Here is a 15,912-nt window from a genome sequence, read left to right as displayed (position 1 = left end):
CTCTCCTTGCCGGTGGCGGACCGGGGCAGCCTTCCCTGCCTCACCGGCGGCAAACGGTGCACACCACACGCTTCCTGGGGAGCGGCCGCCGGGGCGTTCGCCCGGGTCACCGCCTGCGAGTGACCGGCGGTGCCGGCGGGACCGGGCCGCCGTGCCCGGTCCGCCGTGGCTCAGGGCTGCGGCGACCGCGCGTCGTAGCGTGCGAAGCCGCGCCACTTCAGGGCGATGAGCGCGACCGCCACGACGCACGCGACGCCCCCGCCGAAGACCGCCCAGCGCGGGGACGCCAGGTCCGCGACGGATCCCGCGAGGAAGTCGCCCAGCCGGGGCCCGCCCGCGACCACGACGATGAAGACGCCCTGGAGGCGGCCCCGCATGTCGTCGGGCGTGGCCGTCTGGAGCATGGTGGTGCGGAAGACCGCGGATATGGAGTCGGCGCATCCGGCGACCGCGAGGAAGAGGAGGCCGAGCCACAGGTCGCGGGTGAGGCCGAAGACGGCGATGGCCGTGCCCCAGGCGACGACGGACAGCAGGACGGCGAGTCCGTGCCGGTGTATCCGGCCGAGCCAGCCGGAGAACAGCCCGCCCAGGACCGCGCCCACAGCCGGTGCCGCGACGAGCAGGCCGACGGTCTTGGTGTCGCCGCCGAACCAGAGGCCGGCGACGGCCGGGAAGAGGGCGCGGGGCTGGGCGAGCACCATGGCCGCGAGGTCGACGAGGAACGTGAGGCGCACGTTGGGGCGGGTGGCGAGGAAGCGGAGGCCGCCCCGTACGGACGCGCGGCCCGGCGCCTTGCCCCCGTCCAGGGCCTCGGGGCGCATCGAGGGCAGGCGCCACATCGCGTACAGGGAACCGGAGAAGGCGACGACGTCGATCAGGTAGGCGGCCTGGTAGCCCCAGAGCCCGACGATGGCGCCGCCCAGCATGGGCCCGCCCATGAGGCCGAGGTTGGTGGTCAGGGAGGACAGGGCGTTGGCCGCGGGCAGTTGCTCCTTGGGCAGCAGCCTGGGGATCATCGAGCTGCGGGCCGGGCTGTTCATGGCGAAGCACACCGCCTGGAGGGCGACGACCGTGTAGAGCAGCCACACCTCGCGCAGGCCCAGCAGGGCCGCCGTGGCCAGCGCCACGGACAGCAGGGTGGCGCCCGTCGCGCTGACCAGGCCCAGGGCCCGGCGGTCGACGGTGTCGGCGACGGCGCCGCCGTACAGGCCGAAGACGACCAGGGGGACGAGCGAGCACAGTCCCACCATGCCCACCGAGAAGGTGGAGCCGGTGATCGCGTAGACCTGCAAGGAGACCGCGAGGGCGGTCATCTGCTGGCCGATCCAGGAGACGGTCTGCCCGAACCACAGCCGGCGGAAGTCCACGGAGCTGCGCAGGGGCGTGAGGTCGGCCAGGAAGCGGGAACGCCGGGCAGGGCGGGGTTCGACGGCTACGTCGGACACGTCGGGCACGGGAAGGTCTCCAGGGTTCGGGCGGCAACTCCTCGGTGACGCGGCGGGGTCACCGGGCGGAGCCGGCGCCGCTGCCCGCCCGGAGCGGCCGTCCCGGAGCAGCCAGGAGGCGTTCGCCTGTCATGTCCGCAACCCTAGAACATGGTTACTACAACTGATCAGTTTGTATGACAATTCTTGGTAAGGGTTTGTCAGAACCCTTGGCGGGCCTTCCGGTTCGCCCCGCCGTCCCCGACCGGCGCACACCGGCGGCCGGTGACACCGGCCGGGCGCCGCCGGGCGTTCCCGGGCAACGGTTGACCGGCCCCCGTGGTCCTCCTACTTTCCCCATGAGGGCTCGGTCCACGAGGACGGGCCCCGCCGTGGTTCTTGGGGGCGCAGGTGCACTGGTATGTGGATGTGCTCAAGAAATACGCGACGTTCAGCGGGCGGGCGGGCCGTCCGGAGTTCTGGATGTTCACCCTGATCAACGTCATCATCAGCATCGTCCTGGCCGTTCTCGACGTCGTGTTCGGCACGGACCCGCTCCTCGGCACGGTGTACAGCCTCGCCGTGTTCCTCCCCGGGCTCGCCGTCGGCACCCGCCGGCTGCACGACACCGACCGCTCGGGCTGGTGGCAGCTGATCATCCTGATCCCGATCGTGGGCCTCATCGTCCTGCTGGTGTTCTGGGCGGGCGCGGGCAAGCCGCACGCCAACGCGTACGGCCCGAGTCCGCAGGAGGTGCCGGCTCACTGACCCCGGGCGCCGGCCGAGGCCATGCCCAGCCAGGTGTGGGGGTTGCCCTCCCAGCACCAGCCGAGCTTCGGGGCGCCCTTGCTGATCCACAGCGCGGGGACGCGGCGGTCGCCGAAGCGGGTGCCGGCGAGGGAGAAGCACTTGTTCTTGGCCAGCGCCGCCGGGTGCTGGAGGACGAGTGCGAGGCCCTCCTCGATCGTGAGCGGGGTGCGGTCCCGCTCCGCGACCGCCGCCAGGGCGTCCAGGGGCACGGCGTTGCAGAACTCCTCGCCCCGCTCGACGTCGAAGACGACGTACGCGGCGCCGTCCGGCAGCGCGAGCTCCTCGATCGGGACGAACCGCTCCAGCTCACCGGGCGCGTAGAAGCGCTCGATGACGCCGGGCCTGCTCTTGCCGGCGAGCGTGGTCAGCGGCACCGCCTCTTCGAGGGGCACGAGCGCCCGGGTGACCACGATCAGGAACGGGACGCGCCCCTCGGCCGGCGGCTCCATGGCCGCCGCCCGGGCGAGCACGGGCTCGCGCAGCGGCTCCAGGAGGCCGCGGAAGGCGTCTTCCGTCATGCCCGCGAGGGCCGGGTACGCGAGGTCGACCAGCGTCCGGACCTGGCGGTCGAACTCGTTACCGGCGTCGAAATCCGTCATGTGCGGCCTTCCTGCTGAACGGGTGGGACGGCCGGCCCCGCCATTCCTCCGGGACCGACAGGAGGAAAGTTACTATGAACATATTTTTATGTCCAGTCCCAATATTCACCCATGGCAACTTTGCGGCACGGGCAAATCTCCGGCCCACGCCCCGCCGCTCCCACGCACCCGGCCGCCGACGGCCCATGATCGGCACCATGGACAGGCCCCTCCGAGCCCGGAGCGACGGATGAACGACGACCCGGGCGACGCGACGACTCCACCGGCAGGTGCCCGCAACGGGCCGGCCGTCTCCCGCCGGGAGTTCGACGCGCTCTTCGAGAGGGTCCGCGCCTGGGGCCGCTGGGAGCCCGCCGGCCGCGGCGCCTGGAACCGGGTGACGGCCGGCCACGTCCGGCGGGCCGCCGCCCTGGTCAGGTCCGGGACGGTCGTGCCGATGGCCCGGCCGTGGGACACCGCGCCCGCCCCGGACAACAGCAGGCCCGCCCTCCACTACATGTCCGACCTGGGTGACGTCGAGCCCCCGGAGCCCTCCGCCTACAAGGACTTCGTGGGCGCCGACTACCACGGCAAGGGCGTCAGCCACCTGGACGCGCTGTCCCACATCGCCTACCGGGGGCGGCTCTACGACGGCGGCGCGGCACGGGAGCTGACGGGCGCGGGCGGCGCCCGCTTCGGCTCCGTCTCGGCCCTCGGCACCCTGGTCACCAAGGGGGTGCTCCTCGACCTCCCCGCCGTCCTGGGGAGCCCCTGGCTGGAGCCCGGGCAGGCCGTGCACGCCAGGGACGTCGTCGCCGCGGAGCGGGCGCTCGGCGTGCGGATCGACGAGGGCGACGCGGTGCTGCTGCGGGTCGGCCGGTTCCGGCGGCGCGCGGAACTGGGCGCCTGGGACCCCGGCACCGCGAGCGCGGGCCTCCACGTGGACGCGGTGCCCCTGCTGGCCGAGCGCGGCATCGCCCTGCTCGGCGGCGACGGCGACAACGACGTGCGCCCCTCCCCGGTCGAGGGCCTGCACTCCCCCGTCCACACGCTCGCGATCGCCGCGATGGGGGTGCCACTGCTGGACAACCTCGACCTCGAAGCGCTCTCCGCAGCCTGCGCCGGGGCGGGGTGCCACGAGTTCCTCCTCGTCGTGGCCCCCTTGAACGTCCCCGGCGGTACGGGTTCGCCCGTCAACCCGGTCGCGGTCCTGTGAGGGCGGGCGCTCCCGCGCGGACGTCACGGACGGTGCCACCCGGGCACCCTCCGCACTTTTCCCTTCATATCAGGGCAAAGTTCTAAAATGGAACGACCGTGCAGCCACCCCGGCGTGCGGGTGGCCATGGGGCGCGCGTACCGACGAGGGAAGTGATCCGGATGGGGCTCGTGGCGGAGGACATCGGCCCCGCGCTCGCCCGTGAGCGGTTCCTCGGCGGCGGGTCGGTCGAGGGGACCGTGCGCGGCCCGATCCTGAGCTCGTGGCAGCGCTGCCGCTCCCTGGGCCTGTCGCCCGACGGGTGCGAGCTCCCCTTCACCCGGGAACTCGATGCGGAAGGCCGCCTGGTCCGCGCGGCCGGGCCGGTGCTGGACCGGCTGGAGGCCATGTTCGCGGACCGGAAGATGAACATCTCCCTCGCCGACGAGCGCGGCGCGGTGCTGGAACGCCGGTTCGGCGATGCCGCCATGGCCCGGCGGCTGCCCCCGATCCAGAGCGTCCCGGGCTTCGTCTTCGCGGAGAAGTTCGGCGGGACCAACGGCATCGGGCTGGCGCTCGCGGAGCGGAACCTGGTCAGCATCTACGGCGCCGAGCACTTCGCCGAACGCTCCCAGTCGAACGCCTGCTCGGCGATTCCCGTCCGGGACCTGCTCAGCGGGCGGATCGAGGGGGTCCTCTGCTTCGGCTTCCCGTACACCGACGCGGACGGCTCGCTGGACGTCGTGATCCGCAGGGCGGCCGGTGTCATCGAACGGCGGCTGCTGGAGCAGAGTTCGGCGCGCGAGCGCGCCCTGCTGCGGGCGTACCTCGACGCCCGGCGCCGTGTACCGCCCGACGGCTCGGCCGGCGACGAGGGCGGCGGGCCGGCCGGTGGCACGGGCGGCTTCGGCGGGCTGGGCGAGCTGGCCGCGAGCGGGCTGGACTGGCGTGACCAGATGATCCTCAAGGAGAAGGCCACCGAGCTCATCTCCTCGGCCCAGCGGGCCGCCGTCGAGGTGTCCCTGCCCGGCGGGCGCCGGGTCACCTTGCTGAGCCGCCCGGTGACGAGCGCCTCCGGGGTGGAGGGCGTCGCCATCGAGGTGCTCCTCCCCTCACGGCGGCAGCCCCTCACCGTCCCCACCGGCGCCGACCCGACGCCCGGCCTCCTGACCCGGCGGGACCTCTCCCCCCTCGTCCCGCCCTCGCCCGAGGACCTCCCCGGCGCCCTGCCCGGGTCTACCGCCGTGACGGCCCACCCGCCCGTCGCACCCCGCACCGCCGACCGTGCCCACGACACCGACACCGATAGCGGCACCGACGCCGCGACCAGCGGCCTGGTGCTGGTCGGCGAGCCCGGCGTGGGGAAGTACGCCGTGGCGGCCCGGCGCCGGCTGGAGCTGCTGTCCGAGGCCAGCACCCGCATCGGCACCACCTTGGACGTGAGCCGCACCGCCCGGGAACTCGCCGAGATGGCCGTGCCGCGGCTGGCCGACTACGTCACCATCGACCTCCCCGAGGCGGTGCTGCGCGGCGACGAACCGACCGACCCCCGCAAGGACCTCTACCGCACGGTCGTCCACGGCATCCGCGAGGACTGCCCCTTCTACCCCGCCGGCGAGCGCGTCGACCTCAAGCCGACCACGCCCCAGCTCCGCTGCCTGACCAGCGGGGAGACCGTCCTGGAGCCCGATCTGCGGTCGGCCACCGGCTGGATCTCCCAGGACCCGGCGCGCGCCCAGCGGCTCCTCGCCCACGAGGTCCACTCCCTGATCACCGTCCCGCTCCTCGCCCGTGGCATCGTCCTGGGCATAGCGAGCTTCTACCGCGCGCGGGACCCCGCCCCCTTCGGGGACGACGACCGTTCGCTGGCCCAGGAGCTCGCCACCCGCGCCGCCATCTGCGTGGACAACGCCCGCCGCTACACCCGCGAGCACAGCATGGTCCTCGCCCTCCAGCACAGCCTGCTGCCGCACGGTTTCCCCGAGCAGAACGCCGTCGAGGTCGCGCACCGCTACATGCCGGCCGAGTCCGGCGTCGGCGGCGACTGGTTCGACGTCATCCCGCTCTCCGGCACCCGCGTCGCCCTGGTCGTCGGGGACGTCGTCGGCCACGGCCTGCACGCCGCCGCCACCATGGGCCGACTGCGCACCGCCGCGCGGAACTTCGCCGAGCTGGACCTGCCCCCGGACGAGGTCCTCACCCACCTCGACAACCTCGTGGGGCGGCTGGACCGGGAGGAGTGCGGCGACGACCCCGCCGCGGGCAACACCGGCATCATCGGCGCCACCTGCCTCTACGCCATCTACGACCCCACCTCCCAGCGGTGCGCCATGGCCCGGGCCGGCCACCCCCCGCCCGCGCTGGTCCGCCCCGACGGCACCGTCACCTTCCCCGACCTGCCCGCCGGCCCGCCCCTGGGCCTGGGCGGCCTGCCCTTCGAGACCGCCGAGTTCCCCCTCCCCGAGGGCAGTCAGCTGGTCCTCTACACCGACGGGCTCATCGAGGACCGCCACCGCGACTTCGACACCGCGCTGGAGCAGCTGCGCCGGGCCCTGGCCCACCCCAACCGGCCGCCCGAGGAGACCTGCGAGGCGGTCGTCCGGGCCGTGGTGCCCGAGCACCCGGCCGACGACATCGCCCTGCTCGTCGCCCGCACCCACGCGCTGGACCCGCAGCGGATCGCCGACTGGGAACTGCCCGCCGACCCGGCGCTCGTCTCCACGGTCCGCGGCTCCGTCACCCGCCGGCTGGCCGAGTGGGGGCTCGCGGAGGCCGGCTTCGCCGTCGAGCTGCTGCTCAGCGAGCTGGTCACCAACGCGATCCGGTACGGCAGCGGGCCCGTCGGGGTGCGTCTGCTCTACGACCGCACCCTGACCTGCGAGGTCTCCGACAGCAGCAGCACCGCCCCGCACCTGCGCCACGCGGCCACCACCGACGAGGGCGGCCGCGGCCTGTTCCTCGTCGCCCAGCTCTCCCAGGCCTGGGGCACCCGCTACACCGCCGAGGGCAAGGTCATCTGGGCCGAGTGCGCCCTGGAGGCCCCCGGCGGGCGGCCCGGCACGGCGGAGGTGCCACCGGCCGAAGTGCGTCTCGACGACATCCCCGCCATCTGACGGCCCATCCGGCGCAGGGGAGAAAAGGGGTCGTAGCATGACGAATGTGCGCTCCCCACAGCCCCTCGTCCGCATCCGCGGCCTCGGCAAGCGGTTCGGCGGCACCCTCGCGCTGGACTCCGTCGACCTCGACATCGACCCCGGCGGCGTCCTGGCCCTGCTCGGCCCCAACGGCGCAGGCAAGTCCACGCTCATCAAGGTGCTCGCGGGCGTCCACCACGCGGACGAGGGCGAGGTGACGGTCGCCGGGCACCCGCTCGGCACCGAGGCCGCCGCCCGCGCCATGTCCTTCATCCACCAGGACCTGGGGCTGGTCGGGTGGATGACGGTCGCCGAGAACATCGCCCTGGGCACCGGCTACCCGCGCCGCGCGGGTCTCGTCTCCTGGCGGCGGACCCGGGCGCGGAGCGCCGAGGCCCTGGGCATCGTCGCCGCCCACCTCGACCCGGACGCCGTCGTCGCCGGCCTCACCCGTGCCGAGCGCTCCCTGGTGGCGCTGGCCCGCGCGCTGTGCACCCGGGCCGAGCTCATCGTCCTGGACGAGCCCACGGCCAGCCTCCCGGCGGCGGACCGCGACCGGCTCTTCGCCGTCCTGCGCGACCTGCGCGACCGCGGCCACGCCGTCGTCCTCGTCACCCACCGGCTCGACGAGGTGCACAAGGCCGCCGACACCATCGCCGTCCTGCGCGACGGCCGCCTCGTCGCCCACGGCCCGCTCGCCCACTACGGCCCCGCCCGCCTGGTGCGCGCCGTCGTGGGCCACGAACCGGCCGCGCACCGGCTCACCGTCCCCGCCCCGGGGCCCGGCGTCCTGACCCTCGACGGCGTGCGCGCCGGGAACGCGGGCCCCGTCACCCTGCGGCTGCGCGCCGGGGAGGTCCTCGGCACGGTGGGCCTCACCGGCGCCGGGCACATGGAGCTGGGCCGCGCCCTCGCCGGTGCCCGGCCGCTCCTCGGCGGACGGGCGCTGCTCGACGGCCGCCCGTACCGGCCCGGCACGGTCGCGGACGCCGTCGCCGCGGGTGTCGGCTTCGTCACCAGCGACCGTCAGGAGGAGGGCTGCGCGCCGGAGCTGACCGTACGGGAGAACTTCCTGGCCAACCCCCGGGCGGACGGCCCGCCGGGCACCCGCTGGATCGGCCCGGGGCGCGAGCGGGCCCGGGCCGCCGGTCTGATCGAGCGGTTCGCGGTGCGCCCCCGGGACAGCGAGGCGCCGATCGCCACCCTGTCCGGCGGGAACCAGCAGAAGGTCATGCTCGGCCGGTGGCTGGGGCTGCGCCGGCAGCTGCTGATCCTGGAGGAGCCGACCGCCGGCGTGGACGTCGGCGCCAAGGCCGCGATCCACCGCCTGCTCCAGGACGCGCTGGCCGGCGGCCTCGCCGTCCTGCTCGTCTCCTCCGACTTCGAGGAGGTCGCGGAGGTGTGCCACCGGGCCCTGGTGTTCGTCCGCGGGACCGTGACGGCGGAGCTGAGCGGCGCGGGCCTCACCGTCGGCGCGCTGACCCACGCCGCCTCGGACATGGACGCCCTCACCGGGACACCCGGACGGTGACCCCGGCGCCCCGCCCGCGCACGGCCCACCGGCTCGGCCACCTCGTCGGCGCCTACGGCCTCCTGGCCCTCACCGCCCTGCTGTTCCTGGCCTTCTCCCTCGCCCTGCCGGACACCTTCCCCACCCTGGACAACATCTCCGCCGTCCTGTCCAACCAGTCGGTGCCCGCCCTGCTGGCGCTCGGTGCGACCGTCCCCGTCGCCGCCGGGAAGTTCGACCTGTCCCTCGGCTACGGCCTCGGCCTCGCGCACGTCATGACGATGCGGCTGGTCGTCACCGAGGGGTGGTCGTGGCCGCTCGCCTGCCTGGTGGTGATCCTCGGCGGGGCGGTCGCCGGCGCCGTCAACGGCGTCGTCGTCGAGTTCGCGAGGATCGACTCCTTCATCGCCACCCTCGGCACCGGCAGCGTCATGTACGCCTGCACCGGATGGCTCACCGACGGGGCCCGCGTCGTCCCCGGCCCGCACGGCCTGCCGGCCGGCTTCACCGCCCTCTACGACTCCCGGTTCCTCGGCCTGCCGGTCTCCGCCTTCTACGTCCTCGCCGTCACCGCCGTGCTGTGGGTGGTCCTGGAACGGCTGCCGCTGGGCCGGTACCTGTACGTCATCGGCTCCAACCGGCGCGCCGCCGACCTGGTGGGCATCCGCTCCCGCCGGCACGTCGTCCACGCCTTCACCGGATCGGGCCTGGTCGTCGGCGTCGCCGGGGTCCTGCTCGCCTCGCAGCAGCAGATCGGCAACCCCAGCGTCGGCATGGACTACCTGCTGCCCGCCTTCGTCGGCGCGCTGCTCGGCTCCACCGCGGTCAGGCCCGGTCGCGCCAACGCCCTGGGCACCCTGGTGGCCGTCACCGTCCTCGCCGTCGGCCTCGCGGGGATCGGCCAGCTCGGGGCCGCGTTCTGGGTGACGCCACTGTTCAACGGCGGCACCCTGCTGGTCGCCGTCGGCCTGGCCGGCTACGCCGCCCGCCGGCAGCTGCGACGGCGGCGTACGGAACCGGTCCGGACCCCCCACGACCCGCCGGGAGTCACCTCGTGAACCCCGGCCCACGGCGGCGGGCCGCCGGGACCGCCGTCCTGGGGGCGACGGTCGCTCTGGCGGCGGTGGCCGGCCTCGCCGGCTGCGAGCGGGGTTCGTCGGCCGGGGGCGCCGCGCCCACCGCCACGGGACCGGCCGGCTGCCCCGCCGCGCTGGCCAGGGCGGAGGCCGCCGTCCGCCGGGCCGAGCGGACCGACGCCGCGTGGAACGGGCCCGCCCGCGGACCCCGGGCGGTGCCCGGCAAGAGCCTCGCCTACGTCGCGCAGACCATGACCAACCCCGGCGTCGCGGGCACCGTCAAGGGCGTACGGGAGGCCGCGAAGGCCATCGGCTGGAACGTCCGGGTGATCGACGGCCAGGGAACCCCCGCCGGGATCCAGGCGGCCTTCGGGCAGGCCGTCGCCCTCCGGCCGTCCGGCATCGTCATCGGCGGCTTCGACCCCCGCCTGACGTCCCAGCAGGTGGCGACGGCCCACGCGGACGGCGTCCCGCTCGTCGGCTGGCACGCGCTCGACGCCCCCGGCCCGAGCGCGGACCCCCCGCTCTTCACCAACATCACCACCCGGGTGGAGGACGTCGCCCGGATCAGCGCGGACTGGATCATCGCGCACTCCCGCGGCCACGCCGGCGTGGTCCTGTTCACCGACGCCTCGATCCCCTTCGCCAGGAACAAGTCCGAGCTGATCAAGAAGGGGCTCGCCACCTGCTCCGGCGTCCGGCTGCTCGCGGAGGAGAACGTCCCGATCTCCGACACGAGCAGCCGCACGCCCCAGGAGGTCTCGGCCCTCCTCGCCCGCTTCCGCGACAGGTGGACCCACTCCGTGGCCGTCAACGACGTGTACTTCGCCGACGCCGCCCCCGCCCTGCGCGCGGCCCGCAGGAAGGGCGCCGGCGCGCCCTTCGCCATCGGGGCGGGTGACGGCGACCCCTCGGCCTTCCAGCGCGTCAACGGCGGCCAGTTCCAGACGGCCACCGTCCCCGAGGCCCTCACCGAACAGGGCTGGCAGATCGTCGACGAGTTCAACCGGGCCTTCGCCGGCGCCCCTGCCAGCGGTTACGTGGCACCGGTCCACATCGCCACGTCCGCCAACAGCGCGGGGGTCACGTCCTGGGACCCGCCCGGCTACCGGGCGGCGTACCGGAGGATCTGGGGCAGGTGAGGTCCCGTCACCAGATCCGTACGATCTCCACCCGCGCCGTCCCGCTCCGGAACTTCGCCTCGGTGTGCGGGGCCAGCTTCGGGGTGCTGAACGGGCCGTAGTTCGTGCGCTGTTCGTAGTAGGTGGCGCGGCACTTCCACTTGCCGGAGTCGATCAGGTTCCGGTGCGGCCAGCCCGCGTCGCTGTACGCCTGGCCCGCGCCGTAGAAGCCGTAGAACTTGTACGGGATCTTCGCGAACAAGGTGCAGTCGCCGGCCTTCGGCGGCGTGCGGACCTTCGTCGCCAGCAGGTCCTCGGAGCCGGCCGGCTCCGGCGCGTCCTGACGGTCCTTGTAGCCGGTGAAGGTCATCCGGGCCGTCGTGACGTCGATGTCGTACATGGCCGTCCTGCCGTCCGGCACCGTCGCCGAGGGGTCCCGGCCGACCCACGTCAGCTCCGTGGGGGCCGGGTCCGCCGCCGGCGCCGCCACCGCCGCCACCGCCGGCGCGGCCAGCCCGAGGCCGGTCGTGGCCGCGAGGGCGGCGGCGACGGCGATCACAGGTAACTTGCGCATCTTTCTCTTTCCTTTCGGGACGAGCTGTTCGCGTTGTCCTTTCCGGTCGCTCTTCACTATGGATCCGTCCCGAAGCCGACTCAAAGCATCATCGGTCCGTCGGCGATTCAGCCATAACTCCGGTGAACAAAAGGCTGGTTGATGCTCAACCCTGCACCGCCGGCGGCGCGTCCCGGCTTCATCGCGTACGCCGGAGCCGCGCCGAGAGATGGTGCCGCAGCGGCTGCCCGACCGCCGCCAGGTCGTGCGCGAAGTCGAGCGTGTCCTCGTCGGTCAGGGTGTAGCGGCGGCGCGTGGCGTCGACCCGCTTCGCGGTCGGGGCGAGGGCGACCTCGTGGGTGGCGAGATCGACCGCACCGGCGGCGGCGCGGCCGACCGAGATCTCCGCGATACCCGTGGGCTGGGTGATCAGCGCCTCCACACGCCCTTCGGGCTGCAACCGCCACCATCCGCTCTCGCGGGCCGACGGGCGCAGCGGTGCGCCGTCCGCGTCGAGCAGCCAGGCCCGCGCCTCGTAGTGGAGGAAGGGGCGCCCGTCGTGGCTGAAGGTGACCTCCTGCGCGTATGTGAACGCGTCGGCGAGCGTCGGGTACTCGCCGCGGCCCCGGCCGGTCCAGGTGCCCAGGAGGCCGGTCACCGGCGCGAGCAGGGCGTGCGGCGCGGGCGCTTCGTCCGGCCGGAGGGCGTCGGGATACGGGTACTTCCGGGCGGGTTCGAACATGGTGTGCGCTCCTGGGTCGGGGCCGGTGCCAGGTGGCAGCCTAGGGTGTCGCTCCACCGGTGGCGGCCGTACGGGAAGGGCACGGAGGGGTCGCGCCCGTACGGACACGGCCTTCCCCGGCGGCGGCCGGTGTGTTCCGATGGAGCCATGAGCGTTCAGGCACGCGAGGGGCATCAGGGGACGGGGCCGGGGGCGATCACCCCGGACGGCTGCGCGGTCGAGCTGTACGAGCGGCTGCCGGTGGGCGACGAACCGGACGTCGTCGAGCGGGCGGTGCCCGCCGGGGCCCGCGTCCTCGAACTGGGCTGCGGTGCGGGCCGTGTGACGCGTCCGCTGGTCGAGCGGGGCTTCACCGTGACCGCCGTCGACGAGTCGCCGCGGATGCTGGACCGGGTGCGGGGCGCCCGGACGGTGTGCGCCCCGATCGAGGAACTGGAGCTCGACGAGCGCTTCGACGTGGTGCTGCTGGCCTCCTTCCTCGTCCACACCGCCGACCCGCGGGTCCGCCGGGGGCTGCTGCGGGCCTGCCGGCGCCATGTCGCGGACGACGGGTGCGTGCTGATCCAGCGGGAGGCCGCGGACCGGCACGAGAACCTGCCTCGCGAGCGGGAGGTCACCGGCGGGCTGATCCGGGTGGTGTCCTCCGAGCCGGTCCGCCCCGGCGTGCGCTCCGTCCACGTCGAGTACGTCTTCCCGGACGCGCGGTGGACGCAGACGTTCCTGTCGCGTCCGCTCACCACGGAGGCATTCGAGGACGCCCTGGCCGAGGCCGGGCTCGCCGTGGACACGTATCTGACGGAGGACCGTACCTGGGTGCGGGCGGTGCCGGTCACGGCCCGTCAGAAAGCGGTCCCGGACCAAGACCGGTAGGCGGCCGGGGTCAGCCCTCCACCGTCTGCACGTGCGGCGGATGGCCGTTCCAGGTGACGAACACCGACGTGGTCCTCGACCCCGCCACGAAGTCCACCCGGATCCACTCGGTCTGCTTCCACACCCGCATCCGCCAGCCCTCGTCCGGCGTCGCCGACACGAGCGTGGCGGCGTTCTCCCCGAGGTCGAAGACCGCCCGCCCGCCCCGGACCTGAAAGCTCTTCACTTCGCCCGAACCCGAACCCGAACCCGTATCCGGCACCGGCCGGGCGGCGGCGCTCCGCGCGGGCTCCGGCCCGGGAGCGGACGGGGACGAGGCGCGCGGCGTGGGCGGCTCCTCGTCGTCCTGGCGCGAGGGGGACGCCGAGGGCTCGGGCGCGGGCGCCGGAGTGGCCGGGCCCGTGGGCGGCGGCGCCGTGGCCCCGGAGATCGGCAGGGCGCGCGGCGGCTCGTAGGCCGTGCCCGCGAGCACGGTCCGCACCCCGTACCAGGACACCGCCATGGCGGCCGCGGTCGCCAGCGCCCACAGCAGGACCTGCATCATTCCTCGCCTCACCTGACTCATCCTGCCTCACCCGTATGGCGTACGGTGCGGGCCATGGCAAGACTGCTCGTGGTCGAGGACGACCCGTTCGTACGCTCATCCCTCGTCCGGCAGCTGACCGAGGCCTCGCACACCGTACGCAGCGTCGGGACCGCCCTGGAGGCGTTGCGGGAGGTGGCGCAGGTCGGCTTCGACCTGGTCGTCCTCGACCTGGGGCTGCCGGACCTGGACGGGGCGCAGGCGCTGAAGATGCTGCGCGGCATCACCGACGTTCCGGTCGTCGTGGCCACCGCGCGGGACGACGAGGCGGAGATCATCCGGCTGCTCACCGACGGCGCCGACGACTACCTCGTCAAGCCGTTCTCCGTGGCGCACCTGACCGCGCGCATGGCCGCCGTGCTGCGGCGGTCGGGCAGGGGCGGCGGCGCGGCGGGCGAACCGGTGCCGTCGGGGGTGCTGCGGGTCGGCGGCCTGTCCGTCGACCCGCTGCGCCGGCTGGCCGAACTGGAGGGGGCCGCACTGGACCTGACCCGGCGTGAGTTCGATCTGCTCGCCTATCTGGCGGGCCGCCCGGGTGTCGTCGTGCCGCGCAAGGAGCTCCTCGCCGAGGTCTGGCAGCAGTCCTACGGGGACGACCAGACCATCGACGTGCACCTGTCGTGGCTGCGCCGCAAGCTGGGCGAGACCGCGGCCAGTCCGCGCTATCTGCACACCGTGCGCGGGGTCGGGGTGAAACTGGAGCCGCCGGCCGGGCCGGAGCCGGCGTGAGATGGGCGCTCATCAGGGTGTCGCTGGCCGTCACCGTGATGGTGGTGCTCGCCTTCGCCGTGCCGCTCGGGCTGGTGGTCAAGGAGCTGGCCAGGGACCGCGCCTTCGCCGACGCCGAGCGGCAGGCGGCCCAGATCCGGCCCGCGCTCGCCATCACCACCGACCGCGAGCAGCTGGAACGGGCGGTCGCGAGCTCGCAGGCCGGCGGTGAGGGGCGGATGGCCGTCCATGTGCCGGGCGCCGGGCGGGACGCGCGAGGGGCCCGGAAGGCAGAGGGGCCGGACCGGGCGTACGACATCGGCCGGCGCCGGGCCTCGCCGGGCGATGTGGAGGCGGCCCGCCGCGGCCGCTCGGCCGTCACCTCCGTGCCCGGCGGCTACGCGCTGCTCCAGCCGACGGCCCTGAGCACCGGCGAGTTCGCGGTCGTCGAGGTCTACGTGCCGCACCGCGCGGTCGGCAACGGCGTCACCACCTCCTGGGTGATCCTCGCGGGCGTGGGCCTCGGCCTGGTCGCGGGCTCCCTCGCCACGGCCGACCGGCTCGGCCTGCGCCTGGTGCGCCCGGCGGAGCGGCTCGCCAAGGCCGCGGGCGAGCTCGGGGAGGGCCGGCTGGGGGTGCGCGTCCGCGAGGACGGCCCGGCGGAACTGCGCGCCGCGGCCGTCGCGTTCAACTCCATGGCCGACAAGATCGTGCGGCTGCTCTCCCACGAGCGCGAGCTCGCCGCCGACCTCTCGCACCGGCTGCGCACCCCGCTCACGGTCCTGCGCCTCAACGCCGCGTCGCTCGGCGACGGCCCGGCCGCCGACCACACCCGGGCCGCCGTCGCCCAGTTGGAGCGCGAGGTCGACCAGCTCATCCGGGCCGCCCGTGAGCAGGGCGAGCCCAAGGAGCGGCCGGTGCTCGGCTGCGACGCGTGCGAGGTGATCCGCGACCGGATGGACTTCTGGTCCGCGCTCGCCGAGGACGAGGGGCGCGCGGTGCGGCTCGCGGGCGTCGACGCGACCGTACGGGTCCCCGTGGCGCGTGCCGAACTCGCCGCCGCGCTGGACGCGATGCTCGGCAACGTCTTCCGGCACACGCCCGAGGGCACCGCCTTCGCCGTGGACGTCCACCACAGCGAGGAGGCCGTGATCGTGCTCGTCTCCGACGCGGGTCCGGGCATCGCGGACCCGGACGCCGCGCTGCGCCGCGGCCACGGCGACGGCGGCCCCGGCTCCACGGGGCTCGGCCTGGACATCGTGCGCCGGGCCGCCGAGTCCACGGGCGGTGACGTGCGGATCGGGCGGTCGGTGCTCGGCGGCACGGAGGTGCGGGTGTGGCTGTCGCTGGGCGGCGAGGGCGGGCCGCGCCGTGGCGGACGGCGCCGCCGGATGCGCCGCGTGGGGGCGGGACGGCGTTCCTAGCCGGCCGGATCCGGGCCCGCCCGCCCTTCCCGCCCCGGCCGGACCCGGTCCTTTAACCGTCACCCATGTGTTTCTTAAGGGGGCCATAAATCGCGGGCCCGGGGCCTTGATTCAACCATTCGTCCGATTCGCTCCCGCTAGCGTGCTGCCGCGTCACCCCCCGACACATGACAGGCAGGTACGT

Annotated in this window: 14 protein-coding genes; 9 read left to right on the top strand and 5 right to left on the bottom strand. The window is 74.5% G+C overall.

Annotated elements, in window-relative coordinates; translation table 11 throughout:
• Nucleotides 1–170 precede the first annotated feature (170 nt).
• Nucleotides 171–1,445: an MFS transporter gene (locus SMD11_RS30955; protein WP_418952495.1), complete on the bottom strand. Its 1,275-nt coding sequence runs from the start codon at nt 1,443–1,445 to the stop codon at nt 171–173.
• A 390-nt stretch (nt 1,446–1,835) separates the two neighbouring features.
• Between SMD11_RS30955 and SMD11_RS30950 the strand changes: the two genes are divergently transcribed.
• Nucleotides 1,836–2,192, top strand: a complete 357-nt coding sequence (locus tag SMD11_RS30950) for a DUF805 domain-containing protein (protein ID WP_087929588.1) — start codon at nt 1,836–1,838, stop codon at nt 2,190–2,192.
• Here SMD11_RS30950 and SMD11_RS30945 read toward each other — a convergent pair.
• On the bottom strand, nt 2,186–2,833 hold the full coding sequence (locus tag SMD11_RS30945; protein WP_087929587.1) for a DUF5701 family protein: 648 nt from the start codon (nt 2,831–2,833) through the stop codon (nt 2,186–2,188). The two genes, SMD11_RS30950 and SMD11_RS30945, sit on opposite strands and share 7 nt — an antisense overlap.
• 229 nt (nt 2,834–3,062) lie before the next feature.
• Here SMD11_RS30945 and SMD11_RS30940 point away from each other — a divergent pair, with 229 nt between their 5' ends.
• From SMD11_RS30940 to SMD11_RS30920, 5 genes are all read left to right on the top strand, one after another.
• Nucleotides 3,063–4,028, top strand: coding sequence for a cyclase family protein (locus SMD11_RS30940; RefSeq protein WP_087929586.1), 966 nt, complete (start codon nt 3,063–3,065; stop codon nt 4,026–4,028).
• Nucleotides 4,029–4,189: 161 nt separating this feature from the next.
• The gene (locus tag SMD11_RS30935; protein ID WP_087929585.1) at nt 4,190–7,120 is read left to right on the top strand and encodes a SpoIIE family protein phosphatase; all 2,931 of its coding nucleotides are present in this window, start codon (nt 4,190–4,192) and stop codon (nt 7,118–7,120) included.
• Between the two features lie 37 nt (nt 7,121–7,157).
• Nucleotides 7,158–8,672 carry a sugar ABC transporter ATP-binding protein gene (locus SMD11_RS30930; RefSeq protein WP_087929584.1) on the top strand — a complete coding sequence of 505 codons (1,515 nt, stop codon included), beginning with the start codon at nt 7,158–7,160 and terminating at the stop codon, nt 8,670–8,672.
• Nucleotides 8,669–9,709, top strand: a complete 1,041-nt coding sequence (locus SMD11_RS30925; RefSeq protein ID WP_087929583.1) for an ABC transporter permease — start codon at nt 8,669–8,671, stop codon at nt 9,707–9,709. Before SMD11_RS30930 ends, SMD11_RS30925 begins: the two co-directional genes overlap by 4 nt.
• Complete coding sequence (locus tag SMD11_RS30920; RefSeq protein WP_087929582.1) at nt 9,706–10,869, top strand: substrate-binding domain-containing protein; 1,164 nt, start codon at nt 9,706–9,708, stop codon at nt 10,867–10,869. The genes SMD11_RS30925 and SMD11_RS30920 overlap by 4 nt, the downstream gene beginning before the upstream one ends.
• A 7-nt stretch (nt 10,870–10,876) precedes the next feature.
• Here the strand turns inward: SMD11_RS30920 and SMD11_RS30915 are convergent, their stop codons facing one another.
• Together SMD11_RS30915 and SMD11_RS30910 are read right to left on the bottom strand one after the other, a co-directional pair.
• The gene (locus tag SMD11_RS30915; RefSeq protein ID WP_159395410.1) at nt 10,877–11,422 is read right to left on the bottom strand and encodes a hypothetical protein; all 546 of its coding nucleotides are present in this window, start codon (nt 11,420–11,422) and stop codon (nt 10,877–10,879) included.
• Nucleotides 11,423–11,600: 178 nt separating this feature from the next.
• Nucleotides 11,601–12,143, bottom strand: a complete 543-nt coding sequence (locus tag SMD11_RS30910) for an FABP family protein (RefSeq protein WP_087929580.1) — start codon at nt 12,141–12,143, stop codon at nt 11,601–11,603.
• A 147-nt stretch (nt 12,144–12,290) separates the two neighbouring features.
• Here SMD11_RS30910 and SMD11_RS30905 point away from each other — a divergent pair, with 147 nt between their 5' ends.
• Nucleotides 12,291–13,013, top strand: a complete 723-nt coding sequence (locus SMD11_RS30905; protein WP_087929579.1) for a class I SAM-dependent methyltransferase — start codon at nt 12,291–12,293, stop codon at nt 13,011–13,013.
• 10 nt (nt 13,014–13,023) lie between these two features.
• On the opposite strand, the gene SMD11_RS30900 is transcribed toward SMD11_RS30905, so the two are convergent.
• The gene (locus SMD11_RS30900) at nt 13,024–13,578 is read right to left on the bottom strand and encodes a hypothetical protein (RefSeq protein ID WP_087929578.1); all 555 of its coding nucleotides are present in this window, start codon (nt 13,576–13,578) and stop codon (nt 13,024–13,026) included.
• Between the two features lie 33 nt (nt 13,579–13,611).
• Here SMD11_RS30900 and SMD11_RS30895 point away from each other — a divergent pair, with 33 nt between their 5' ends.
• Nucleotides 13,612–14,325 (top strand): response regulator transcription factor, encoded by a 714-nt coding sequence (locus SMD11_RS30895; RefSeq protein ID WP_087929577.1) that lies wholly within the window; start codon nt 13,612–13,614, stop codon nt 14,323–14,325.
• Nucleotides 14,322–15,728, top strand: coding sequence for a sensor histidine kinase (locus SMD11_RS30890; RefSeq protein ID WP_087929576.1), 1,407 nt, complete (start codon nt 14,322–14,324; stop codon nt 15,726–15,728). Before SMD11_RS30895 ends, SMD11_RS30890 begins: the two co-directional genes overlap by 4 nt.
• The last annotated feature ends 184 nt before the right edge of the window (nt 15,729–15,912 follow it).

The organism is Streptomyces albireticuli (genome assembly GCF_002192455.1).
In the GTDB taxonomy this organism is placed as follows: domain Bacteria; phylum Actinomycetota; class Actinomycetes; order Streptomycetales; family Streptomycetaceae; genus Streptomyces; species Streptomyces albireticuli_B.
The sequence above is the reverse complement of the archived record's forward strand: the minus strand, read 5'-3'. Positions and strand labels throughout refer to the sequence as shown.